General features: G+C 34.6%; 27 protein-coding genes. 22 read left to right on the top strand and 5 right to left on the bottom strand.

The features are described 5' to 3' along the window. The first annotated feature begins 37 nt into the window (after window positions 1-37). The 9 genes from Q4Q55_RS00135 (at window position 38) to Q4Q55_RS00095 (ending at window position 9,383) form a co-directional block, all read left to right on the top strand. Window positions 38-997 carry a tetratricopeptide repeat protein gene (locus Q4Q55_RS00135; RefSeq protein WP_303370794.1) on the top strand — a complete coding sequence of 320 codons (960 nt, stop codon included), beginning with the start codon at window positions 38-40 and terminating at the stop codon, window positions 995-997. Between the two features lie 91 nt (window positions 998-1,088). Then, window positions 1,089-1,349: a helix-turn-helix domain-containing protein gene (locus Q4Q55_RS00130; protein ID WP_303370793.1), complete on the top strand. Its 261-nt coding sequence runs from the start codon at window positions 1,089-1,091 to the stop codon at window positions 1,347-1,349. A 55-nt stretch (window positions 1,350-1,404) separates the two neighbouring features. After that, entirely contained in the window at window positions 1,405-1,776 is a 372-nt protein-coding gene (locus Q4Q55_RS00125) for a hypothetical protein (RefSeq protein WP_303370792.1), read from the top strand. A gap of 255 nt (window positions 1,777-2,031) precedes the next feature. After that, window positions 2,032-3,903 carry a sensor histidine kinase gene (locus tag Q4Q55_RS00120; protein WP_303370791.1) on the top strand — a complete coding sequence of 624 codons (1,872 nt, stop codon included), beginning with the start codon at window positions 2,032-2,034 and terminating at the stop codon, window positions 3,901-3,903. A 420-nt stretch (window positions 3,904-4,323) separates the two neighbouring features. Then, entirely contained in the window at window positions 4,324-4,995 is a 672-nt protein-coding gene (locus Q4Q55_RS00115) for a hypothetical protein (protein WP_303370790.1), read from the top strand. A 197-nt stretch (window positions 4,996-5,192) separates the two neighbouring features. Further along, window positions 5,193-5,642, top strand: coding sequence for a dCMP deaminase family protein (locus tag Q4Q55_RS00110; RefSeq protein WP_303370789.1), 450 nt, complete (start codon window positions 5,193-5,195; stop codon window positions 5,640-5,642). 46 nt (window positions 5,643-5,688) lie between these two features. Further along, window positions 5,689-6,363 carry a hypothetical protein gene (locus Q4Q55_RS00105; RefSeq protein ID WP_303370788.1) on the top strand — a complete coding sequence of 225 codons (675 nt, stop codon included), beginning with the start codon at window positions 5,689-5,691 and terminating at the stop codon, window positions 6,361-6,363. 968 nt (window positions 6,364-7,331) lie between these two features. Beyond that, entirely contained in the window at window positions 7,332-8,123 is a 792-nt protein-coding gene (locus Q4Q55_RS00100) for a potassium channel family protein (protein WP_303370787.1), read from the top strand. Between the two features lie 225 nt (window positions 8,124-8,348). Next, window positions 8,349-9,383, top strand: a complete 1,035-nt coding sequence (locus Q4Q55_RS00095) for an NADH:flavin oxidoreductase (protein ID WP_303370786.1) — start codon at window positions 8,349-8,351, stop codon at window positions 9,381-9,383. 779 nt (window positions 9,384-10,162) lie between these two features. Here Q4Q55_RS00095 and Q4Q55_RS00090 read toward each other — a convergent pair. Continuing rightward, window positions 10,163-10,996 carry a hypothetical protein gene (locus tag Q4Q55_RS00090; RefSeq protein WP_303370785.1) on the bottom strand — a complete coding sequence of 278 codons (834 nt, stop codon included), beginning with the start codon at window positions 10,994-10,996 and terminating at the stop codon, window positions 10,163-10,165. A gap of 993 nt (window positions 10,997-11,989) precedes the next feature. On the opposite strand from Q4Q55_RS00090, the gene Q4Q55_RS00085 reads away from it, so the two are divergent. The 6 genes from Q4Q55_RS00085 to Q4Q55_RS00060 all read left to right on the top strand — a co-directional run bounded on the left by Q4Q55_RS00085 (window position 11,990) and on the right by Q4Q55_RS00060 (window position 17,351). After that, window positions 11,990-12,574 carry a hypothetical protein gene (locus Q4Q55_RS00085; RefSeq protein ID WP_303370784.1) on the top strand — a complete coding sequence of 195 codons (585 nt, stop codon included), beginning with the start codon at window positions 11,990-11,992 and terminating at the stop codon, window positions 12,572-12,574. A 250-nt stretch (window positions 12,575-12,824) separates the two neighbouring features. Then, window positions 12,825-14,312: a DUF2779 domain-containing protein gene (locus Q4Q55_RS00080; protein WP_303370783.1), complete on the top strand. Its 1,488-nt coding sequence runs from the start codon at window positions 12,825-12,827 to the stop codon at window positions 14,310-14,312. After that, window positions 14,282-15,001, top strand: coding sequence for an endonuclease/exonuclease/phosphatase family protein (locus Q4Q55_RS00075; RefSeq protein WP_303370782.1), 720 nt, complete (start codon window positions 14,282-14,284; stop codon window positions 14,999-15,001). The genes Q4Q55_RS00080 and Q4Q55_RS00075 overlap by 31 nt, the downstream gene beginning before the upstream one ends. Window positions 15,002-15,022: 21 nt before the next feature. After that, window positions 15,023-15,349 carry a hypothetical protein gene (locus Q4Q55_RS00070; protein ID WP_303370781.1) on the top strand — a complete coding sequence of 109 codons (327 nt, stop codon included), beginning with the start codon at window positions 15,023-15,025 and terminating at the stop codon, window positions 15,347-15,349. Beyond that, window positions 15,327-16,610 (top strand): radical SAM protein, encoded by a 1,284-nt coding sequence (locus Q4Q55_RS00065; RefSeq protein ID WP_303370780.1) that lies wholly within the window; start codon window positions 15,327-15,329, stop codon window positions 16,608-16,610. The genes Q4Q55_RS00070 and Q4Q55_RS00065 overlap by 23 nt, the downstream gene beginning before the upstream one ends. A 165-nt stretch (window positions 16,611-16,775) precedes the next feature. After that, complete coding sequence (locus Q4Q55_RS00060; protein ID WP_303370779.1) at window positions 16,776-17,351, top strand: Ig-like domain-containing protein; 576 nt, start codon at window positions 16,776-16,778, stop codon at window positions 17,349-17,351. 119 nt (window positions 17,352-17,470) lie between these two features. Here the strand turns inward: Q4Q55_RS00060 and Q4Q55_RS00055 are convergent, their stop codons facing one another. Together Q4Q55_RS00055 and Q4Q55_RS00050 are read right to left on the bottom strand one after the other, a co-directional pair. Beyond that, complete coding sequence (locus Q4Q55_RS00055; protein WP_303370778.1) at window positions 17,471-18,340, bottom strand: zinc ribbon domain-containing protein; 870 nt, start codon at window positions 18,338-18,340, stop codon at window positions 17,471-17,473. 185 nt (window positions 18,341-18,525) lie between these two features. After that, window positions 18,526-18,951 (bottom strand): DUF4268 domain-containing protein, encoded by a 426-nt coding sequence (locus Q4Q55_RS00050; protein WP_303370777.1) that lies wholly within the window; start codon window positions 18,949-18,951, stop codon window positions 18,526-18,528. 75 nt (window positions 18,952-19,026) lie between these two features. Between Q4Q55_RS00050 and Q4Q55_RS00045 the strand changes: the two genes are divergently transcribed. Next, window positions 19,027-19,530 (top strand): metallophosphoesterase family protein, encoded by a 504-nt coding sequence (locus Q4Q55_RS00045; RefSeq protein ID WP_368660122.1) that lies wholly within the window; start codon window positions 19,027-19,029, stop codon window positions 19,528-19,530. A 21-nt stretch (window positions 19,531-19,551) separates the two neighbouring features. On the opposite strand, the gene Q4Q55_RS00040 is transcribed toward Q4Q55_RS00045, so the two are convergent. Further along, window positions 19,552-20,163, bottom strand: a complete 612-nt coding sequence (locus Q4Q55_RS00040; protein ID WP_303370776.1) for a hypothetical protein — start codon at window positions 20,161-20,163, stop codon at window positions 19,552-19,554. Between the two features lie 172 nt (window positions 20,164-20,335). Further along, complete coding sequence (locus tag Q4Q55_RS00035; protein WP_303370775.1) at window positions 20,336-20,980, bottom strand: hypothetical protein; 645 nt, start codon at window positions 20,978-20,980, stop codon at window positions 20,336-20,338. Window positions 20,981-21,317: 337 nt separating this feature from the next. On the opposite strand from Q4Q55_RS00035, the gene budA reads away from it, so the two are divergent. From budA to Q4Q55_RS00005, 6 genes are all read left to right on the top strand, one after another. Beyond that, window positions 21,318-22,127, top strand: coding sequence for an acetolactate decarboxylase (budA, locus tag Q4Q55_RS00030; protein ID WP_303370774.1), 810 nt, complete (start codon window positions 21,318-21,320; stop codon window positions 22,125-22,127). Window positions 22,128-22,476: 349 nt separating this feature from the next. Beyond that, complete coding sequence (locus Q4Q55_RS00025) at window positions 22,477-22,662, top strand: hypothetical protein (RefSeq protein WP_303370773.1); 186 nt, start codon at window positions 22,477-22,479, stop codon at window positions 22,660-22,662. Between the two features lie 178 nt (window positions 22,663-22,840). Continuing rightward, window positions 22,841-22,966: a hypothetical protein gene (locus Q4Q55_RS00020; RefSeq protein ID WP_303370772.1), complete on the top strand. Its 126-nt coding sequence runs from the start codon at window positions 22,841-22,843 to the stop codon at window positions 22,964-22,966. 101 nt (window positions 22,967-23,067) lie between these two features. Continuing rightward, window positions 23,068-23,265 carry a hypothetical protein gene (locus Q4Q55_RS00015; protein ID WP_295030645.1) on the top strand — a complete coding sequence of 66 codons (198 nt, stop codon included), beginning with the start codon at window positions 23,068-23,070 and terminating at the stop codon, window positions 23,263-23,265. Window positions 23,266-23,508: 243 nt separating this feature from the next. Further along, window positions 23,509-25,299 carry an AAA family ATPase gene (locus Q4Q55_RS00010; RefSeq protein WP_303370906.1) on the top strand — a complete coding sequence of 597 codons (1,791 nt, stop codon included), beginning with the start codon at window positions 23,509-23,511 and terminating at the stop codon, window positions 25,297-25,299. After that, a partial coding sequence (locus tag Q4Q55_RS00005) for an LlaJI family restriction endonuclease (protein WP_303370771.1) occupies window positions 25,300-25,987 on the top strand: 688 nt, incomplete at its 3' end. It lies immediately after the preceding gene.

Below are 25,987 nucleotides of genomic sequence, written 5' to 3'. Positions count from 1 at the left end.
TAAGATATTTAAGGGGTTTTCAATATAAATATTCGTGATGAGCTTGAGTGAACTTCAGGAATTGACAGATGATTTGTCTGTTTCAACAAAGGCAGACATGGTAAGGATTCGATTTGGTGAGATTGAAACGAACTGGATGAGTTCGAATGATGCGTTCATGCAGAGAATCAGCGTTGAAAACCTAAACAGATTCTATCCGCTAAGACATCTTCAAAAGGAAATACAAATAAGGAATGTTCTGGATGAGGGAATAGGATTTCTCAGCAGAAAAAAGTACGCAAAGGCCATTGAATGCTTCGACAGCGTAATCTGGTATGATGACAAGTATTCAGGTGCACTAATCAGCAAGTCCCATGCGCTATACGCTCAGGGACACTTCGTCAAGGCCCTCAGATTCTACAGAAAGTCCTCAGTCAGTGATAATGATTATTACAGGATGCTTTTAAAGGAATCTGCTGGTGAAAGGGACAATTTCCCAAGGATTAAAAGAAACATCTATGCAGGCGATGAAGCATCATCAAGAGGAGAATACGAGAAGGCTTTGGATTTCTATGAAAAGGCTCTAGTCAACCCTTCAAAATTCAAGAACAGGATTCTCTTCAAGCTCCTGAATAAGAAGGCATTTGTCCTGTGTGAACTTTCCAGATTTGATGAGGCGCTGGCCAGTTTCGACGCATCCTTGGGTGTGCGCAAAAACGACACGGCATATTTCGGCAGGGGCTACTGCCAATACGTCTTGGGGATGGACTGCATTGAAAGCCTTGACATGGCTCATAAGATTGATAAAAAACCGCTTCTTTTAAAGGCTTCAATCTTCAATGAGATGAATGAGCATGAAAAGGCGCTTGAATGTTTCTGCGAATTTCTTGACAACCACTTCGTTTTGGATGATGATTTCACAAGGGCAGTTGAAGGAAAAGCCTTTGCCCTTGAGGCTCTTTCAAAAGACTCCAGCTGTGAAAGGGACATCCTGAGCCAGCTTGACCCGGCCAGTTAGCCATCGCTATTTACACCTTAATAACACAAAACTTATTTACACCTTGTTAACAATATATAATAATAACGATTAAAAATTAGGATGTGTTAATATGGACGATGAGACGTTAAAAAAATATGCACGTGTTCATATTTCTTCATACAGATATAAGACAGTGAAAACACTTGAAGGAGGGGTAAAAACCCCAACTGAAATTTCAAAAGCAACATCTATAAACATGAGCCACATATCAAATGTTTTAAAGGACTTAAAGGAAACAGGTATTGTGGAATGTATAAATGAAGAAGTTAAGCGCGGAAGACTTTACAGGCTTACGCCGGTCGGAGAGGAAATAGCCGAAAATTTGGACTAGGATTGACCTAATTTCAATCCTCATCACATTTTTTTTTAAACCGGAGGCAGAAAAGATGAAATTTTCCGGGTTCATGAACGTATACCAGATGGATGACTTGAGTTGGAAATACATTTTTGGTGAAAAGTCCCATGAGGCAGGCAATCTGAAGGATTTGGAATTCCTTGTCCGCATGCATGGGCTTAAATGGTCGGTTCTTGACCGGGACCTTGCGCAAAAATCCCTTGAAGAGGACAAGGCAAACTATACAGGATTCCTTAATGTCTACAGGAAAGGGGAGTTCTGGTACTATAGAGGATCTGACTTGAAATCCCACAGTCTTCAGACATTAAAGAGGAATGTTGAAAAATCCGGTCTGGAGTGGAAAGAAATCGACAGGGACCTTGCATACAAGAACTGGAAACTTGACCTGCGAAAATTTTCCTGAAAGGCCGGAAAAATCTTTACCGGCCAAGCTGCCGAATACCTTTTGGCGGTGTCAAGTTTAAATAGTATTTACTATAAATCTATTAATATTGAATATGATAATATCATGTAGTAACCATATGTTCTATTAATGTTCAGTGCTTCCCAATTATTGTTTCTCGCTTTGCATTGAATGTATGATATTTTCCGCTCATGGTATCGTTTTATTGTAATGGTATTATCTGTGTGACTGACTTTAATTGAAGGAATTTTTAAGATGAAGGTTTATAAGGATTATAGAAAATTGGAAAATATTAATGAGCTTCGTATTTATGATTTAAATGAAAAGAAACTGTATCAGCCAACGCCAATGGAGTTTCATGTGGACGACGTTCCGTTTCCACAGCTAATAAGCAACGTGCCGATGGATGTGAATATTTTCATACCTCACAATGACGGAAACGATTTCATAATCAAATCGCTGGGAGATTTCATACTCAACAGGGGAAACCTGAAGCAGGAGGACGTCAAGGGAAGGCTTTTAAGCAAGATTTCACCAATTTTTTATGGCATTTTCCACGAATATTTCACAGAAGTTTACAGAACCCAGAAAACCAAGGAAATGAGGGTTTTCTATTACGGTGTGAAAAAGCTCTCAAAAATCACCAATGTCAAAATCATCTATGAGATGAACCGTCTGTTTGTTCTTGCAGACCATATCGGTTCTACCACACCGAATTTATTCGAATCAGACCTGATTGACCATGCCGAGGACAAGGCAAACCTTATGGAGTACTTTACACAGACAGGAAGCTATCGTAAGGTCGGCGGAAAATACACATGGACACAGGGTATATACAATATCATAAACCGTCCAAGAGATGAGCATGATGACTACCACAATATAGTATTCGATTTGGCCATTCCTGAAGACAAGAAGCTCATAGAAAGAATCCTTAAAATCATGGACACCGATGTAGGGCATCACGAGGACATCATCAGAATCAAGACTGATGACGGAACGCTCAAGTATCTTGAAATAAACCTCTATTCGAATTTCGATGAGAACGGAAATCTCATAAGCCGATACGGAATGATGAACGACATCACCAAGCAGTCACAATCATCCTCAAAACCTGTAGATTTCCTATTGAACGGATTTAAAAACAGCAAAAAATTGGCATTGCTGATTGAACCGCTGAACACCAAGCATTATGAATTCTCACAGGGCTTTTACTATTTCATACACCAGGATCCTAAAAGCTACGTCCATTCAATCGATGTTATAAAGCACATCGTTGAGGACAGTACAAAAGAGCAGATATTAAAGCTTGTCAACGGTGAAGTGGACACAATCGATGAAACCTTCACATATTATGTTGACGGGGATGAGAGAAATCTTAAAATCTGCGAGCTGTATATCGAACGCTTCGAATTCGGCAACCAAAAGCATAGCATAGGATTTTTGGCTGACATCACCGATGAGAGAAACAAGCAGCTTGAACTGCGAAAATCAAACGACTATCAGGTAATACTAATCAAGGAGGTTCACCATAGAGTCAAGAACAACCTCCAGGTTCTCAACAGTTTCCTTAATCTTGAAAAAAGGGCATATCGCAACAATCCGGAAGTGGTCATTGACCATATGCAGGCACGTCTGACCTCACTTGCTCTTCTTCACGAGAAAACATACAATACACGTGACTTCAAAAACATCAACCTCAAGGACTTCATAGACGATCAGGATCTTCAGCTGAAAACCCTTGTGGGAATAAGGGACAATGTGGAGTTCGAATCAAATGTTGATAAGGATCTCCATCTTACAATTGAAGTCATAACTCCATTGCTTCTGATTATGGATGAGCTGACCATGAATGCTATAAAGCACGCATTCCCTGACAAGTCCGGTCGTAACAATAAAATAACCAAGACAATCACAAAAATCGACAAGGACCATGCCAAAATGGTGTTCAAGGACAACGGACAGGGCATTGAAAACCCTGATAACGTCACCACCAATCTGGGCTGGGAAATCATCAAGAACCTTACAAAGCAGCTTGACGGTGAAATCAAGCTCACTGAACATAAAAACGGAACAGAATATACTCTGATTTTCCCTATGGGAATGAAGCATACTATACATGGATGAGGAGTCATGAAAAAAGGAATATTGCTGCTGTTTGCATTGGCAATTCTGATTTTGGCTGTCGGATGTGTCAGCGCTGCGGAGGAAAACCAGACTCTGGAACTTGATGACGGCATATCAGCAGGAGACAGTGAAGTCCTATCTGCCGATGAACTTGCGAGTTGTGAAAATCAGACATTATCCTCTGAAGTGATATCAGACAACCTCTCAGCGACTAGCGATGAAAGCTATCAAGCAACTGATGACGGGGACTTTCTTGAAGCCACCGGTTCAGATTACAGGAACACTGCAAAAATCAAGATAACCTACCTTAAAAGGACATACGCTCCGATTATTCAGGCGGAACTCTATGACCTTGACACAGCCAGCGCCATAAAAAACCAGCCGGTAACGTTCACCATATACAAGGGATCACAGTTTCTAATGAATCTCTACGTCAAAAGCGACGCCAACGGTGTGGTTTCTGTGGTGATGCCTCTGACTGCAGGCATATACAATGTCCTCATCAAATTCAACGGAAACGGCCAGTTCACTCCGTCAAGCACCAAAATGAAACTGCAGGTTGTAAATGGAAACGGACCGGTTCTCTACCGAAACAAGATAGTCAAATGGGGAAACTACTACATTCAGATTCCCGCCGCAAAGTACAAGTCACTTGTTCTGGCATACAAGAAGAATGTATACAGGTCAATACTTGTAAAGACCGGTTACTACAAAACCTACAAGATACCCTACTACAAAACTCTCACAAAGGTCAAGAGGCTTAACCTGGTAAGGACATGGTATGGTTCATATCTTGCGGCATTCAAAAACATGTACCGTAACGGATGGAGCCGTGTATCCGAATACACATATTGGGTGAAAAACCCTGACAATGCACGTGGAATCGGTTTGAGCGCATATCAGCACTCAGTTTCAACATGGGTCAAGAAATACCGCGTACTGTCTTACAAATATCAGAAATATCCGATTCTTGCAAATATCCTTGTAAACACTAACAGCCTTAAGAAGGTTCCTGTAATCTTTCTTTACACAACTTACGGCTACAGGTATGCTGAAGGATATCTGAATGCAAATCACCTGAGAATCGTTTAGCTGTCAGTTAATCTGACAATTTTTCTTTTTTTTAGTGTTTCACTATTGTCCTTAGTGATGGGATGGCAAATGGGAAGAGTGTTCTTCTAAATCCCATGCAACTTTCATCATATGTTTACCATGTCAATTGTAAAAACTGACTTAAATCATTAACCACATATCATAATATAATTCCTTAATGATGGAGATGAAAATTTATGGCGGATGAAAACAATGCAAACCGTATGAGCAAAAACGAGTACTATCTTCTGATCGCCCTTGCAGTATCAAAAAGAAGCACATGCCTTAAAAGACGCTACGGCGCTGTGATAGTAAACAACGACGAGATAGTGAGCACAGGATACAACGGAAATCCGAGAGGAGATGAAAACTGCTGCGACAGAGGGGACTGTCAGAGGATGAACCTGCCGTCCAATTCGGGAAACTACAACGACTGCTTTTCAGTCCATGCAGAACAGAACGCAATGCTGAGCGCAAGCAGAAACGAGATGATCGGCTCAACAATCTATCTGGCCGGAGAAAAGTTCGACGACGGCACATGGGTGGAAATAGATGATGCCGAACCCTGTCCGATATGCTTCAGGATGATTAAAAACTCAGGAATCGACAGGATAGTATCCAAAAAGGGAGTTTCAGAGCTTCGATAACTTGAAATGATGGATTAAAATTGATTATTTGAAAATGGTGTAAAGTATGGGCTTGAAGCAAAGCGTTCAAAAGGCAATATTATATTTCAGCACATTTCTCTTTCTCTTCTCGATAGGATATGCGGCTGTAAAAATTCTGACAGGCGGATATTCAGATGACCTCCTGGGGGGAGTCTTTGTCGGATGCATGGCAAGCATAATTCTGTTTTTCCTTGCATCAGTGCTTTTGACTGACCTGCCAAGAGTCAAATACGAACCTGAATCCATCATCTATCGCAATATAATCCCTCACGATTTCAAATATTTTGATGCATATTGCAGGGATATGAAAGATAATAACTGGAAATGGGTTGACAGCGAAGAGGATTCAACATTGAACGACGCTAAGATTTTCAGGTATAAGGCAACAAAATCCGGAGCGAGGAGAAAAGGAGGATCTGTATCCTATAAATTTTCAGGAACAACACGAACTGCATACTCCTCATCATCTTCCAAGTTATGTGACGTAACTGATACTGTTGAGATAATCTACATTCCGTTTTCAACCGAAGAGGAATGCGAAAAGAAAGAGAAGCTTATTAAAAAGACATATAAGCGCTCATATTCAACTGAAGTAAAACACTATCTCTTCGATAAGGTCCATATTGTTGTAATGATTAAGGAAGACAATCCAAAACCCCGCTTTCACTACAACTTTCCTGATTTCGTACTTAAGGAGTGAATATGTTCTGATTTAAAAAAAATGTTTGCATATGAATCATTTATCGGGCACTGCGAAATTTCTTCACCGAATTTGATTTTTAAATTCTGTTTTTTTTTGAATTCAAAACAGTTAAGATATTCTTGCAAAATATGATTGAAAAAATAGTTAAGAAGTTAAGATGAAAAGAAATTGTTCATCACAATCAAAGCCAGATTTAAGTTAAATCCTGCCATTTCATACACTCATTTTCAATTTTAGGTATTGATGTGTCATGTTAATTTGGCTTTGCTCTATTTTCTAGTAGTTCTCCCCGATTCAACCCTGGTTGATGTCGGGATATCCGCATTCCTCGCAGTAACCGTCGTAGTACGGGGCTCCGTATGAAGGGCATTCTGAATATGAAGGAGCGTAGTTGCCTCTGTTGGAGTATGTTCTTGGAGGTGTGTTTTCCCGCTTTTGAATTGTCTGAGGAACTGCTGCTGTGCTTTATCAATGCATGATTATGTATATATTGTGTTTAAGTATATCTCTTTTGACATTGGCATCTGCATAGGTCATGCAAAAATGCTTTTTTAAATTATTTACATATGGGCCCATTCCATTTTAAAACATCTGGATATTGGTAAGGATTACGTTAATGTGAAAAGTGACTTGGCAAATCAAAATGAAGATTTTCAACTGCCGGTTTAATTGAACTTCAAATCAATTATTCTATGTCTTTGTGAGGTGCCGTTTGCCGGGACATGATGGCCATTTAAGATGCTTTTGTGATGGGCATATTTTAATTTTTTCATTGTTTCTGCACAGGAATGTCTTTGATTGTCTAAATCGAGATGAATGGGTATTCAGGGTAAACTCAATTATTATTTAAAAATATCATCGTATTCAATTTCCATGCCCATTAACAGATACAACGCATAAAAATATTTAATAAATATTTTTTACATAACTTTTTACAAGAGATTTTAATCGGGAGCAGACAGAAGATGGAAATATTCGGCAGGCAAATCAAATTAAAAAATATTGGCTATTACTTTTTTTACGCTCTGATAGTCATAGACGTGTTTCTCATTACCGTCGCCCTGATTTTTGAGATTCCTGATAGCATTGCCCGGAATATCCAGCATTTTGATTGGGCCGTCTGCATAATCCTTCTTTTTGAATACTCGGTGAGCCTCTATCTTGCGCCATCCCGGAGGGATTTCATATTGAATCCGTTGACCATGATGGGTCTTGTTGCATCCATACCTTTGGATCTTATTTTTAGCGCTACCGTTCCGGGCTCCAGTCTTTTAAGATATCTCAGGCTTTTGAAACTCCTCAGCATATTCCTTTTGTCAAGCAGGCTGCAGTCCATTAGAGACATATTCGATAAGACAGGAATGCACAAGGTTATGGTATGGTTTGTTGCCACAGTAATACTGTTCACCGGACTGTTCTGTTTTTTCGGTCCCAGTTTTGGGGGAATCGATGATTTGTATTTCGTCATAGTCACCCTCACCACTGTCGGATACGGTGATGTGACTCCGGCAACCCATAATCAGAAAGTCCTGGCCATGATTCTGATTCTGATTGGATTGGCTTTGGTTTCCACAATCACAGCGGTCATGTCCTCATTTTTCACAGACAGGATATTGGAAAATGAGGATGATGAAATCAGAAAAGCAGTAGAGGAGAACTCTCAAACAATCATGAATGAGTTGATGACCGTTAAAGAGGAAAACAGGCAATTGAGGGATGAAATCAGTGAGCTGAAGGAACTCATCGAGCGCAAGTGACGGTTTAACATATGTTTTATTTTTTAAATTAAAAGCAAATTATTGAATATTTTCCCTGATGATAATGGATGCTTAAACAAGATGAAAAATAGGTCATGTTCATCTTAATGGTATGTGAATAAAACATAATTATAAAAATATAAAAATAGTTTAACTAATAAATAAGGGAATAAATAATGCTTAAATTATTTTTTATAACTATTTTGAAAATAGGAGATTATTTTAATGAAAAAAATATTTGAACCTGTTGAAATGAATAACCTGACTCTCCGCAACCGTCTGATACGCTCCGCCACTTGGGAAGGAATCGCAAATTCAGATGGAAGCTTGATGGATGAAGCCTACGACATCTATTGCGAGCTGGCAAAGGGCGGTGTCGGCGTAATCATCACAGGCTTTACAAGTGTTGTTCCACACGATCACAATTCTGACGGTACTATGAGGCTGTGTGATGATGCTTTGATAGCCCAATATCGCAAACTGGTAGATATAATACACGCTGAAGGCTGCCCGGTCATCACCGAGATTGCTCTTGGAGATTATCACAGGGAAAAGAACGGCAGATACATGAAGGTCGAGCCGGATGATATGAGTGTAGATGAAATACGGATGGTAATAAGTCAGTTTGTCGATGCAGCTTCCCGTGCAGATGAGGCAGGCTTTGACGGCATTCAAATTCATGCCGCTCACTTCTTTTTCCTGAGCCGTTTCATATCTCCTGCAGCTAATCACAGGACAGATAAGTACGGCGGATCAACAGAAAATCGATGCAGGATTCTAGTTGAGATTATGGACGGCATCCGTAAAGTTGCCCCGGCGCTCCACATCACAATAAAAATCAACTCCAGCGATTTCACATTTGGGGGTGTGGATGAAGATGAGTGCATTGCCATCTGCAGGATATTGGACCGAGCTGGGATTGACTCCATTGAGGTCAGCGGCAACGGCACTTCTGTTGCAGCAATCAAGGTACATGTCAATGAAGGATATTTCGTATCCACTGCTATTAAGATTGCGGATTCAGTCTCATGCCCTGTATCTGTTGTCGGAGGATTGCGCAGCACGGACACAATTGAATACATTTTAAATAAAACAAATATAAGTATGATTTCACTCTCACGACCGCTTCTATGCGAACCTGACCTTCCCAATAAGATGAAAAAGGATTCTGCAGTGATTTCAAAATGCATATCCTGCAACCGCTGTTACTCATCACATTTACATAAATGCATCTTGCGAGAGGTGGATTTAGCAGGATAGCAAGGATGTTTTTAAAATAATGTTCGTATTATAGAATTAAATGAAGTGGATGGAAATAACCTCCTTTTTCTGTTTTAAATAAAATACGAATATTGTGAAGAATTTAGTTTAGTTGATGTTTATATTTGAAAATTGAAAACAAGGGTATTGAAATATTGCCAAGAATTCTGCTAGAAGATATTCTGGTAGTAATGCTTTCGGCGGGGGAATTGAATTAGCATTATTTGGATAATAAGAAAATGAGTATTGAAAAACTGAAATTATAATCAATATCAATTGCAGAATTAAATCTGCAATTCAACACATGATATTGATTTATACATAATTTAATCAGGTTATCACCTATTGTGGAGGTTAAAATCCTCTTGATTAATTATTAATTATTTATAATTTATAAAAATTGTTAATTATAATAGGTGGATTTTAATGCGCTGGCAAAAATATTTCACACAAAGAATTCTTGAGATAGGATTGGATTACTATAAATCAAATTCTGTTAGAATGTATATTTATTGCAGAAAACTATAGTAGAATCACAAAACTTTAAAATAACTAAACAAATCTTAAAGAGCGATTCAAATATTTAAAAGAGGTTATAAAAGATAGAATAATCTATCTTTTAATAATTATTGCTGATTTTGGATTGATTGACACATTCTAATCCAGGATGTGATTTTTACCGAATACTTTTCGACTTTAAGGGAATTTGATAACTATGGATGCTGGGGATAATTATTTTAAAAAAAGGAAATTAAACTTATAGTATGGACAACTGTGAATTACTCTTCAAAAATATCATCGTATTCAATTTCCATGCCCATTAACTGATACAATGCATAAATGGCATCCTTACCGGTCAATATGTTGGGATTTGCATTGCGTTCATCAGCTTTTCTGAATTCTTCAGGATCATAGATTCTCTTTAAACAGTTGTATTGTGCTTTAGGATAATTTGATTTAGTGGACATGACAATATACTCCATTTTAGATAATTGTATATCTTTTATGTTTTTATTATTAATATAGTTTAATAGTTGATTTCCATAAGCCCTATCGCATTCGTCATTGATTTCATTCCAATCATCATACATTAGTTTAGAATTTTCCAATGCCGCTCTAAAAATCAATCTCGAAACAAATTTAACTTCATGAATCAATTTTTCATGGACATTTTTTGCTTTCAATATCCAGAAATATTCAAAACCTGCAACCAACTCGTAATCCTCAAAATTCCTTGTCATTATTCCAAAATTATTCTCCGATGGTGGAGAAAAAACATCTTTGGGATGATTATGGATGGATGCAACATGATGATTTTCAAATTCCTTTTCGTTAAAATATATTTTAACATTATTGCTTTCACCATTAGTTGCTTTAAGAATTTCACCTGTAATATAATCAAAGTATACTGCCCATTCATTATCCAAATCTCTGGTTTTTTGTATGAATTCAACTATAGTTCCATAAGCTTCTTCACTGAAATCATCGGGCAAATCATCTCTTCTTATTGAAAGATTGGAAGTTTTTTCTAATTTGGAGTATTCATCATGTTCAACATCAAAAGCACCGGTCAACAAAAGAATTAAACAAATAACAAAATCTTTTATTTTCATATGGTTTAATTAGATTTACTCGTTTAATAAATGTTAATTTTTAAATTAAAAGACAAATCATTTAATAAATGTTTTTTTAAAAGCAAATTATTGAATTTAAGCAATATTGCCAAGATAGGAGAAAATTCAATCTGTAAATAATCATGACCAGCGTTAAGTATAATCAAAATGTATGATACGGGTTGCTATTATGGGTAGAATACCTGTCAAAATCCAAGTATTGCCTGGGCGTGCAGTGTGAAAAGATTTAATGGCTAAACAAGTATAAGTGGCTTCCGGCAGATAGATTATAATAATTTTTGCTCAAATTGCGGTGCAGGATTGAATAATTCAAAATCTGCTCAAAGTTCCAATAGAAACTTAATTGAAAGATTTAGGGATGCAAGCATATTTCCTAAACTTATAGTAATCACTGTTGCTGTTTTTATCTTTGGTAATATTGGGCATTTTTTAAATAGAATGTTGAAGCTCTCTCAAAAAGGATAAGGAATTTAAAAAGAGCATGATGCAGCTAGAAAAGTGTCATTCTAGAACCCATAAATCCAAATATAAATAAAATGTTTTCTCTGGATTTCGTTCTATTAGGATATCTAATTTTTCCTTTATTTTATCCTCATTTTTTTCAGGTTAATGAAGTTATGACTTATATAAAATCCATATGCACTTGAATAACCTTCTGCAGTGACGAATCTTAATTCAACACTATTTTTCAGCAATATTTTTAACATTGGATAAGATACTCATCAAAATTTCAGAACCTAATCCCCTTATGAGCATATTTCTCACCTATGGCGTGCAAGAATTCTCCGGCTTCTACAATCCGGAGAGGTTCAATCGGTTTGCATCATGTCAAATTATTTAGCAAAATATATATGCAAATCTGTTTAAACAATTAATTATAGAATTCTAGTTTCTTATGTAACATATTTCTGCATTGTTGCAGAATTGTTTAAAACATTCAGATTCTATTATTCAAAAAAATGGGAGATTAAAATGAATACCAAAAAAATATTGGCAATAACAATAATAGTTCTTGCAGTCTTCAGCTGTTTGAGCGTTGTAAGTGCAGGATGGTTCGACTTTTTAGGTGGAGAAAAACATTTGGAAGGCGACGGTTCACAGATTACAGTACCTGGCAACTACACTCTTGATGACAAGAAGCTTGTTGCATCCTGCGGTGACATTAATGTAACTTTCACACCGCAATTAAAGACAGATGACAAGTTTGAAGATGAATTCTTCGGAGCCGTCAAAACCAAGGGAAACGAGTCAGGATATGAAAATGTAACAAACAAAACCGTGAATGGATATACAGTGCATGAATTTGCTGCACATCCGGATAAACTAAAAAACATGACAGTTTCAACTGAAGTTGAAGGAAGCGATGAAGCATGGATTGAGTTCCCACCGGAAATAGCCGCACCTTTCACTGACCCTGTTGACCACTTCAGGTCAGTTACATTCATTAAAGACGGAAAAGAACATAAATTACTTATTTTTACAAACAATGCCACTACCAATTTATACACTTCAGAAATCGATGGTATAATTGACAGTATTGCACCTCTGGAAAAATAAGTGACATGAACGATTTTTAGATTAATTTCTAAAAATCATTTTTATTTTTTTAAGTTGAGCTGATATTTAAAAAAATTATTTCATTAATCTTCATGCCTTGGGCTTTTTAACCGTCATTGTTTTTTAAAATCATGTCATGGCAGAGGACTTTTTTTCTAGTTTCAAAAATTTGATTTTCACCTCTAAAGAGTAATGGCGATGTAAACTATAATTAAAACCTGCAATAAATTATTATTAAGAGGTTGCTATTATGGGTAGAATGTTTCTTTCAAAATCAAAGTATTGTTTGGCCGTGCAGTGTGAAAAGATTTTATGGCTAAATAGATTTAAGCCCCTTCCGGATGATGAAAATGCAAACACCACCATGGAAGTCGGAAAAAAAGTGGGTGAACTTGCAAAGGGACTTTTCGGAGATTATAATGACGTGGCATATGATGAAAATATCACTTCAAGAGTAAAAAAGACCGCTGATTTGCTTAAAAATAAAGCGGATGTCATCACGGAAGCATCATTCATTTATGACAACAGTTTCTGCAGCGTCGATATCCTTAAAAACGATGATGACGGCGTGGAAATCTATGAAGTTAAAAGTTCCACAAAAATAAAGGATGCGTATCTCGATGATGCATCATATCAGTATTTCGTATTGTCAAACCTTGGTTTGAACGTTAAAAAGGTGGCCATTGTCTACATTAACAATGAATACGTAAGGGGCGAGGAACTTGAAGTTGAAAAACTCTTCAAAATTGAGGATATAACCGACACGGCCATTGAAAAGCAGGATGAAATAAGAGAAAACATTGATTATATCAATAAGTTCATGGCCGAGCATGATGGTGGTAGTGAGCCTGTTAAGGACATTGGAAAGCACTGCTTTGAACCCTATTCCTGTGATTTCTGGGATTACTGCACACGGGATTTGCCTACACCCAATGTCTTTGATATAAGCGGAATGTACAAATCCAAAAAGTTCGAAAAGTACTATGAAGGCAAAGTGTCATTCAAAGACCTTGAAAACGAAAAGCTCAACCCAAAGTACCTCGAGCAGATTGACTTTGAAGTCAATGACAGGGAAGCGAAAATCAATAAAAAAGCCATAAAAAAGCTTCTGGACTCTCTGGTTTATCCCCTATACTTCATCGATTATGAAACCTGCCAGTATGCAATTCCCGAATATGAAAATACAAAGCCATACCAGCAGATACCCTTCCAGTACTCGCTGCATGTTATTAAAGAAGAGGGGGGGCCTATGGAGCATCTCGAATACCTCGCTGAAGTTGATGACGACAACCCGATCAGGACTTTTGCAGAAAACATGATTCGTGACATGCCCGAAAACGGTAGCGTCATTGTATACAACAAATCCTTTGAAGCCACACGAAACAAAGAAATCGCAGAAATCTTTCCCGATTTGAAAAGCGAAATGGAGAGAATAAACAGCAATATGGTTGACCTGATGGTGCCATTCAAGGACAGGGACTATTATACAAAAGAGATGAAAGGATCATATTCAATAAAATATGTCCTGCCCGCACTCTATCCAGATGACCCCGAACTGGATTATGTAAATCTTTCAGTAGTTCACAACGGAAGTGAAGCATCATCCGCATTTTTAACTCTGAAAGGTAAGACGCCTGAAGAGGCGGAAGTGATAAGGGAAGGTTTACTTAAATACTGTGAACTTGACACACTGGCCATGGTAAAGATATGGGAGAAATTCATAGAGGTAACACAATGAAAATCATAACCTGGAACTGTAATGGTAAATTTCATGAATCGTTTAAAGAAATTATAAAAGAAAATGCAGATATTTATGTTATTCAGGAATGTGGAAATCCTATTGAATCTAAAACTGAGGAATATAGGCGATTCGCTTCCAATTATTTTTGGGTTGGAGAGGATAAATATAGAGGTTTAGGAATATTTGCCCGTGATGATGTTGACATAAAATTGGTTGATTTAGATGATAATGGGCTTAGATATTTCATTCCCGTCAGAGTAAATGATTCTTTTAATCTTTTAGGAATTTGGACAAATCCAAATAAAAAATATAAAACAAATGAATATCCAAAAGAAATAACAAGATATTATGAGCTACATAAAGATTCTGACTTCTTCAATGAAGACATGATTATCTGCGGAGATTTTAATTGTGATGCAAGATTAAAGAAAACACATGCCCGAAATGTCTTTGAAATGAAAGAAAATCTTGAAGATATTGGTCTGGTAGATACTTACCATTACTTGAATGATGAAAAGCAAGGTGAAGAGTCACAGGCAACTTTTTATATGTACCGACATTTGGATAAACCATATCATTTGGATCATATATTTGAATCTCCAGGACGAATTAAATACTTAAAAATTGGCGGTGAAGAGCGATGGCTCAAGGAAAGTGATCATCTGCCGATGATTTTTGAAATTTAAATGTTTATAGTATGTGAGTTTATGAAAGGTAGAGATAAATGCGATTTGTTAAAAGAAGTAAGACAAACAATTGCAGATGAAAATAATATTGAATACATTAGTGAGGAATGCACCTTTGAGGGAGATTGCACCGGAACTTGCCCGAAATGTGAATCAGAACTCGATTATCTAACTCATGAGATTCTTAAAAAACAGCAATCCGGTGAAAAAGTCAACATCAAAAATATTTTCAAATTGGATGTTGCCAAAGAAAAAGTTACAAATCTTTTCAATTCTGATGAAATTGTTGAGTTGGATGGCACGCCTGCTTTAGATGATTATCCTAATGAGAGCTATGAATATGAATAAGGTTAACGTTTCCAAAATCTCACGACTGAGAACATATAGTGACGGAGATGGTGTTTCTACATTAATCGGATGCATGGGATGTCCTTTGAGATGCGCTTATTGTATTAATCCATTCAGTTGGGATGACTCAGTCAAACCTAAAAAATACACCCTAGACGAACTGTATGATGAAGTTAAAAAGGATCATATTTACTTTTTAGCAACCGGTGGCGGTTTGGTCTTTGGAGGTGGAGAACCGTTGCTTCATCACAAATTTATCAAGGAATTTATTAGTAAATATAAATCCACCGGATGGAAATTCACCTTGGAAACTTCCCTTTCAACCAAACAGGAATTTCTAAAAGATATCATTGATTGTATAGATTATTTTATAGTCGATACTAAAGATATGGACAAAATGGGATATGAACTGTATACAAAAGGAGATTATGATCTGTTCATATCTAATTTGAAGTATCTTTTAGCAAATGTCGAACCGGAAAAAATACGTGTACGCGTTCCAAAAATTCCAAAATTCAACACGGATGAGGATATCAAATCAGACTGCGAAAAATTACAAGAAATGGGATTTAAAAACATTGAATTTTTTAATTATATTGAAACTGATGAATTTCAAGAAATATCAGTGGATGCTTACAGATATAAAAAGGAATTTGAAGAAAAAGTTTTTAATCTTCAATACACTTATGTTAAAAAGTATATAATTTCGGAAATTCTACTTAAAATCGCACCAATTCTAAATTTCCACATGAATAACTTCCCGGATGGGATGTTTAAAAGAACAGAATTTATTTTTGAATATGATTCCATTTATAATGATGAATTTTCCAAACTAAAAGAAATAGTCATATCCAAATTACAGAAATGTTTTGACAGTCTGGAGTTGGATTATAACTTCTTTGTTGTTTTATATCCGATAAATCATTTATCCAATGTATCCATTGACAAATCAAATTTGGATGAGCTGAATAAAATTGAACCTTTAAAATTATGGGAAATTGATAAGTATAATTATCTTGAATTTAAATTTTCCAAAAGGGATGTCATGTTTGATAATATCATTGCTGAAATCGATTCAAAATACATATTGTCAAATGCATATGAAGTTTTATCACAGGAAAATAAGATTAAGGTCTATTTGAAAAGAGAAGTGATAAGATACAATATTGTTGAAAAAGAGGAAGCTACTCATATCCTGATTCAGGAATTTGACGATAATCTGAATTTGATTACACAAGAAATTCAACTGTTAAATGATTGAGTGGATTATATTTTCACTACTTATTTTATTTAAGTCATGTTTTTGATTAAAAATAAATGTTTTGTTATTCAAAACTTCTTTTCCAAAACTTTCCATATAAATTAAAAAAATATATCGTAACATACTAATAAGATATATACATATAAAACTACTGGAAGATGAAAAATGGAAAACAAAAATATAATTATAATATTAATAATAATAATTGTAATTCTTATTGCAATAGCTGGAATTATGTTTTTAAATCCAACAGAAGCAAAAGAACCTACAAATGTAAAAATAACTAGTGAAAAAGAACAATACACTGATGGAAAATTATCTATTCGATTATCAGATTTAAACAAAACACCAATTTCAAAAGAAATAGTAAATATTACAATTACTAATAAAAAAGGTAAAATAGTTGTTGATGATGTAGTAAAAACTGATTCAAAAGGTAAGGCTACTCTTAATTTAGATTTAGATAAAGGAAAATATACAGTTAATGTAACTTATGGTGGAAATGAAAACTACACTGGCAGTAATGCAACACAAAAATTAACTATAAAAGAAGAAGAAAAACAAACACAAGAAGTAAGCTCATCATCAAGCTCATCCACTTCAGATGAATGGATTTATGGAACAGGAGCCGGTGCTTCAGATGATCCAAATATTCACTGGAAGAAAAATGTAAAAACAGGATATATTGAATATTATGATGAAAATACTGGTCATTCATGGGGTGGATATAACATGGCATAGGATATTAAAACATATAAAAAAATTTAGGAGTCTGAATTTTTGAAGTCAAATTACATATTTCTTCGGATTATTGAGAATAATAAGAGCATTTCATTAAAAAAATAAAAGGGATGGAGTATTTAAACTCCACTTTCTGTTGTTAAGGTTATATTTTCACTATATAGTGGTGTTGTGGACTTTGCGGAGTCAACTACTTTAACTTCTGCTTTTATGGGTTGTTTTTGATCAAAGTACATTCCTTCAAATTTGTATGTTTTTCCGCTGTCTGGATTTAACTCATTCCATGCAATTGTTGAGTAAAGTATCTTGTCCTGACTATCATAAAAATTAACTGTAACTTCCAGATAATCAAAGCCAGTGCCTACAAATATGTCTCCATATACTTTTCCGTTATAATATCCGTAACCGTCATTTTTAATATCTGATGTGATGTTTCCCACTTCAATTGAGTTTTCCGCATTCATCTGATATAATGCTCCTCCTGCAATCAGCATTACGAATATTAAAACGACAGTTAAAATTGGGATTGCCCATAATTTCTTGTTATGTGCATAATGGCCTTTGAAGTAAAGAGCTAAAATTGCCGCAATAATGAATAATACTGCAGATATTTCTCCAAATCTTCCGATAAATATGTAAACCAATGCACCTGTTGCAATAAATTCAACCGCTGCAATTAATGGTTCGTCCAGTTTTTCCATTAATAATATTCCCATTAAACCTCCGATGATGCCTATTCCCATTGCAGTCAGGATGTTGTCCCAACCCATAAGCATTGGTGTGCCCAATCCTTCAGCAACTGATACGATAATACCTATTATTGCAAGGATTAATGGTAATTTGGTTATAAATTCGTTTTTATTGTTTTGGTCATGTTTTACAACCGGTTTGTTGTCATTTAAACTTTCATTTAGATTAAACCCGCAATCATCACAGAATTCTGCATCATCATCAAGTTCCTTTCCACATTTTCTACAATACTGAACCATATGTTACCTCCTTATAGTTAGGTTAGATTCTGCTAAAACTTAAGTTTTGTGATTATCATATGGCAATGATGTTGTTATTGGAGAATCTGGAATTTTCTAAAATCTGTTACTGATGCATCATATTAAAACTAAGATGTAGTTAATTAAATGAGAATTGTTGTAATTTTAGAATATAATTCATTTGCTCAGTAATCATCAATCATTGCTGAAAATATCAGATGCATTTTAGAGGCATTGTCCAAATGCCATCTGATTGCCCCGTCCCATTCATCTTCATTTCTTATGTTGAAATCATTTGAAATGGTAATGTGTGATTCAACGCCGTTTTTCCTATCCCAGTCAAGTGAAAATCCAAGGTCATCTTCAATATGTTTCTTGAATTCTTTAAGGTAATCGAACAATTCCTTTTTGGTCATAACGATTTTGCACTCCTGAATATTTTTTCTGGAGTTGACTTTCATTGAAATGTGTGCAAATCGGCTTCCCAAAGGCAAATAGTAAGCGTTTCTATCCGGATGTCTTGGCTTGAATTCCGGGTAGTTGTCAATTATTTCCTCAGTTAGTCTTTTCCAATATGCCTCTTGTAATGTTTTGATATCTGTTTCAGTCATTTTATCACAGCCCTTTTAAGGTTAATTATATTTCAGGAGTGTTATAAAATTATGTGTATTATTTAATTAGGAAATATGATAAAAATATCACTCATGAGAATAGGTTTGATTTCAGATACCCACATCTCGCAAAAAAGAGGCAGGCTGCCGGATAGGGTCTGGGAAGCGTTTGACGGTGTTGATTTGATCATTCATGCAGGAGACATCACGCACCGGAAGGTCATTGAAGAGCTTGAAGAGATTTCTGCGGTCGTTGCGGTTCTTGGAAACAACGATAAATTGGATTTGAATGAAAGTGAAGTCATTGAAACGGAAAGCTTCAGGATAGCCGTAAACCACGGGACCCGATATTCCAGTGATTTCGATAAGCTCTCCGGACTGGCTGGGAAATTGGATGCTGATGTCCTCGTCACCGGCCATACCCACAGGCCGCACTGTGAAATAATTGATGATGTTTTATTCATAAATCCAGGAAGTTCAAACAGACCCATCAAGTCACAGGCGTCAGCTGCGATATTGGAAATCGATAAGGCCCATAGGCATGTCAGTGACATTGAAGTCACTTTCATCGAGCTATAAAATCGTTGCGGAAAGGTTTTTTCATCTGTAGAATCTGGTGTTGTTTGCAAGTGCTGAGACATTGCGTTCGATTGACTTGAGGGAGTTTTGCCTTTCCCTGACGGTGTCTTCATCAAGCACCTTAACTTTTCTCATTATCTCGCCTAAAGGCACGGAATTTCCGATTATGCATCCCTTTACGTTGAAAATCTCTTCTTTTATTGTGCTTATGTCATCTTCCATTTTCCTGATGGCATCATGATGGCCTGCAAGCTCGATTGTTATGGCGGAATCGGTTTCGATGATTTCACGAATGGAAGTGTAGGGGATATGCCTGTTGTAAACGTCATAGCTCTCATCGAATGGATTGCTTATTGTAAAGTAGTTGTCGCCGACTCCGGTCAGGGGATAGAAGTGATATTGCGAAGAGTCATTGTCCCTGATTCTTATGTCCTGGTTGATGTATTTGTTGAGTATGTCTTTCATATTGGAAAATCTTGTCCTGATTTTATTTATAGTTATTTCCTGCCGGCCGGAATTCCCGAAGCCTTTTTTAAAATTCAAAAAAATTAGCTTTAAACTGATTTCCCTTTCGCTCATGAATGTCCGGTTGTGCTTTTGGATATCTGGGATTTTCAGATTGATCGCTATCATATGCTGTGAAATCATGCTCTTCCATTGAATGGCTAAATTTAATATATCTTGATTGACAGACATTAAATCATGTACTGTCTAGATATTTTTATGAATAGAATTATAAAAAAAGTTTGAAATGAATATTTCAAATGAAATATTCAAAACTTTTAGATCTCCAATTTTGAAAAAATTATTTTTCGTCATCATTAGGTTCTTCAGAAGTATCTTTGTCAGATTCAGCATTATCTTTTGCTTCTTCACCAATAATGCTAAGTGGATTACGACCTTCTTGTTCTTCCCTAAATTTTTTCATACGTTCTCTTTGCTCTTCTAGTTTTGCATTATTATATTCTTTTAGTTCAGTTCTTTTTTGAGGCCATTCTTCCCAAAAAGATTCATCATATTCAAATTTATTTATTTCATCCATCAATGGTTTTATTTTTTCTTCCCATTCATCCTCTTGTCCAAATACAACAAATTCTTCACTTTTTATTTCTTGACTTCTTTTTGTCACATATCCACATGCTACTGCAAAATTTTTAATAAGTTCAAATTTAACATTATATTTGACTTCATAGTCGCCAGTAACATAACTTTGTTCCATATCTGGACCTGGAAGTTGTTTATACTCTGAAATAAAGTATTTCTCCATGATAGGTCCAATAGTAGTTATATCTACATAAAAACTATTTTCACCAATTCCTAAAAAATTGTTTTGTATATATTTTATATCTTCACTTGGATCTTTTAGAAAATAAGCGAGTTGTTTCTTAGTTACGTTGTAAGTATTTACAGCATATATAAATTCATCTAATTTATAAGGACTAACTGTCATTTCTTTCCACCTTTTTAAAATATGATTTTTCATCACTTAAATATTAAAATAAGGTTTAAATTTATTTTAAATCTAAAATTAATGAATTATATTTTAATATATAAAGTAATAAAAATATATATAATTCTACTGGCAAATTTTTTTGTCAATATTTGTCCTTTTATTGTTTTATAAAGATTTTGTTGCTTAATGAACCAAAACTACAAATTAAATTGCTATTTTCCAATATAACAAAACTATTATTCTTAATATTAATTTATGTACAGAACTTTCGTTCTCCACATAATTTAATTACTCTACAGGATATACAGTTAATTAATACGAAAAGGAGGAAATCATGATGAATAAAAAAATACTTTTTGCATTAATTGTAGTGGGTCTGCTTGCTGTTTCAGCAGTCAGCGCTCAGAATTCATTGTTTCTAAACAATAATAATAATGATGATTCCATGTATCAGGTCTCTTTAATGCAGGCTTTCATGCATGGAGAATATAACGGAGTAATCACAGTAGGAGATTTTAAATCACATGGAGACATTGGTCTTGGAACATTTGAAGGAGTAAACGGTGAGATGATAGTTTTGGACGGTGTTGTTTATCAGGCAGCCGCTGACGGAAGCATTAATGTCGTGCCGGATAATGAAACCATACCATTCGCCACAATCACCAAATTTGATGAAGATGGAAACATAACCAATATAACTGCCAAGAATTTCGATGACTTAACCGGTCAATTGGACAAGGAAATTGAAAAATATGGTGTAAACAACATGTATGTAATCAAAATCAAAGGTGATTTTTCAAACATTACTGTTAGAAGCGTTGAAAAACAGGAAAAACCATATAAGGAATTCACTGATGTTGCAAAAGTAGACCAAAAGGTATTCAACCATACTGACCAGACCGGAACACTTGTTGCAGTATATTTCCCTGAGTACATGAATGAGTTGAACATGCACGGATGGCATCTTCATTTCCTGTCTGATGATAAGGCGACAGGAGGTCACGTCCTGGGATTCAATAATTTCAGCGGATCCGGCCAGATTGATGAAATCCACGAATTCAACATGATACTTCCAACCGATGACACATTTGTAAAAATGAATTTCACCGAAGACATGACAAATAAAATCAGCAGTGTAGAATAACTCTTTTGAGTTATTCCATTTTCTATTTTTTTAAATAACTTGAACTAAACTATTAATATCCTTTTCACTAGCAAAATCACTTCGTTTATTATTCTTTTTAATATGATGATTAATTATAACCTCATGAAATGTAAAAGATGCATTTAGATACGATGGAGATTTAACTTGGTTAGAAATTGATATTGACAATACTGCCTGTTATGGAAGAGATATTCAAAAGATTAATGTATTTGTTGATTTTAACATCCATAGAAAATTGAGAGTTATTTCAGCTATTCAAGATAACATGGATGTCCATAAAGAATTTAATGTTGTTTCAACTATCCCAAACTATTTTTTATTTTATGAAATGGACAGTCGTGAAAAGCAAAGAACAGTTATTCTAGATAAATTTGTATTATCAATATTAAAAATAGTGGCATCCGGAAGGTATAATAACTTTAGTGAAGCTGTATCTGCAATAATAGAAAAGAGATTGGAAATTTTGATATTGTCAGATATGTTAAAAATGCATTTAGTAATGAGAATTGGTTAGATATTGAGGTTGATAATACTGCTTATGACATTTATGATGAGATATATAATGCACCGTCTAATAATAATGTCTGTTATCCTAATAAGCAAAGTGTTAATTTAAATATTGATTCTGATACTCATAAAAAGTTAAGAATTATTTCACTATTCAAGACATTCCATTTGATAGGCTTGTTAATTTGATTATAGGATTTGATATAGAAGCATATGATAAAAATGAAATATTGACCATGTTAAAGGAATGTACATGGTATTATGACAATATTGAAAAGCTTAAATTGCATATGAAAGAATCAAATAGGTAAAAATTAATAATTTTGCAATGTTTTAAATCAGATAATGATAATTTTATATAATTGAAATAATAAAATATTATATTAATTATTATATACATGTTGTAATAGCTATGGCCAATATAAATAATACATCATCCTACATGGATGAAGACAAAAAGCAAATTATCAAAGAGTCCAATTATACCTTTAGAGATGCTCTTGAAGTTTCATCTTATCTCATTGAAGTGGGCAAGTTCGAAAGATTTTACAAAGAAATGCAAATCCATGACTTGCAAAAGGAACTTGACGAAATGGACGATGAAGAATAGCTTCAAAAAATATATCTCAAGTATATTAACTTTATTTTGATTGTGATAGACAAAAATAATGTTTATTACTCTTTTTATATTTTTTGATAAAATTTATGCATGTTAAGTTAATATAATTGTTTTAAACTAATTAATTTTCTTTTTTAAAATTTTTATTTACATTTTTTTTAGAAATAATTTTATGCAATAATCAACATAATTTCTAACAAGATTAACACAAGTCTGGTGAGTATATTGACAAACATGTGGATGGTTCGAGCAGGTAAAGATGCTTTTTTGATAGATGATTTTAAACAATTTAATTTAGTAGCTATCGGTTGGGATTTAGGTGATTTGAAAGATAAATCTTCTGATGAGATTTATGAATTGTTTAATGAAAAATATTCAAACACTCGCTCTGCAATGCAGGTTATAAGATTTGTATATGATATTAAAGTTGATGATTATGTAGTTACATACGACAGGGAAAATAGAGTATATCAGTTGGGTAGAATTACTTCCGATTATTATCATTCAGATAAAATAACCAAAGTGGATGATGCTAATGATAATTATTATGATATTCGTGATGTTGAATGGTTAGGTGATATTCCAAAAGATTCTCTTAAAAAAACAACTCAACGCACTTTAGGTGCTCAAACAACAGTATTTAATATTAATGAGAATGCTAAAGTAGATATTTTAAATGTTTTCTCTAATAATGAGTATATTAATAAAATTCAGACATTAACATTATCGCTTCAAAATCCTGATTGTCTGACTTATGAGAATGCTGTCGATTTTCTATCAAATGTGTTAATTAATGAAAGAAATTGTCATTTTCACTATGACCGAAGAAGACCTGTTTATTTATTTGGAAAAACTTTAATTTTATTTAAATATGAAGATAAACTAATTGCCAAATGTATTTTTATTGATGAATTTGACAATCCTGAAACTGTTAATGGAATTACTTATAAAGGATATTATGTGGTTGATAAAGATTCAATTGAAATTTTTAACAAACCAATTGGGTTAAATGATATAAAAAGGTATGTTCTAGACATTAGAAGTTTAAATAAGGATCAAAAAATTGATATTAAATATTTGGATAATATCAATCAGATGATAAAAGATTATACTGCAGATGATTCATGGGATTTTAAAAGAAACATAATCTACTTTGGAGCTCCTGGAACCGGAAAATCATACAATTTAAACCAAGATAAAGATTCTCTTTTAAAAGATCACAAAGACAACTATGAAAGAGTTACATTCCATCCGGACTATTCCTATGCAAACTTTGTCGGAACTTACAAACCTGTTCCTGAAAACAATTCAATCACATACAAATACGTTCCGGGTCCATTCATGAGAATCCTTAAAAAAGCAATAAATAATCCAAGTGAACCTTATTTATTAATAATTGAAGAAATCAACCGTGCTAACGTTGCAGCTGTTTTCGGTGATGTTTTCCAGATTCTTGACCGTGAAAACAACGAATCCATTTATCCGATTGATGCAACTGAAGACATGAAAACTTATCTAAATCAGGATAAAATCATCCTGCCGCAAAATTTATTCATATGGGCAACCATGAACTCTGCAGACCAGGGAGTTTTTCCAATGGACACTGCATTCAAGAGAAGATGGGATTTCAAATATTTCTCAATAGATAACAATGAAAATCTAATCGAAAACACTGAAGTCACATTAAACAATAAGGAAGTTAATTGGAACGACCTCAGAAAAGCAATAAACGATGAATTATTATCATACAAAATCAATGAGGATAAACTTATTGGACCGTTCTTTGCATTTAATGAATTCATGAACAAAGAAATACCAACTGAAACTTTCAAAGATATATTCAAAAACAAAATTATCATGTATTTGTTTGAGGATGCTGCAAGATCCAAAAGAAATGAGCTGTTCTCAGGGGCTGGTAAAAACATCACCTACTCCCAGGTTTGTGATGAATTCGACAAAAACGGAATTGAAATATTTACAGACTCTATAAAAGAGAAGTTCATCACAGATGATGACGGTGAATAAATGAAAAACATCTACGTAAGAGAGCTAAAATATTACTCGAGAAAAAATATTTTAGATATTCTTGAAAACGATGAAAACGCCCTAGATAAGCTTTTAAAGTTTGATATTGTCAAATTTACAAGTGACGGGTATCAGTTCAGTTATGTTGGAGTAATCATAATTGAAAATGTTATCATCAATGTTTATCCCAAATACATCACTTCACAAGAAAACATTAAAAACGATTTTAAACAAGTTATTCGTGTTATTAAAAAATACAACAAATCAAAGGATGACTTCAGCTTCCAAAATGATGAGCTTGAAGACATTTCATTCAATCGTCTGTCCATGATGCTTTTTTTCCTGGAGGATTACTTTGAAAACGGGGTTTACACAAGTATTCAAAATATCTTGGAAGTCAACGGAAACGGTGAAATCGACTGGAACCGTACAGTAAATGATAATGTTGCAATTATTCAAGACAATAAACCCTATTATGTTGAACTTCAAACCAAATATAAGATTAATGATTTAGTTAATTATTTTAGACTTTTACATGAGTATATTATTACTGAATGCTCAAAATATTTGGAAAAAGCAGGTTTACTAGATTTGTTTGACCTAACTCCAGTTGAACTATCAGATAACGAGTTGGATGATTTTGGTGAAACAGAATTTATTTTAAATAAACTGGAAAAAGAGCTTAATG

It is taken from the genome of Methanobrevibacter sp. (genome assembly GCF_030539555.1).
GTDB lineage: Archaea > Methanobacteriota > Methanobacteria > Methanobacteriales > Methanobacteriaceae > Methanocatella.
This window is presented reverse-complemented; position numbering and strand designations above follow the sequence as displayed.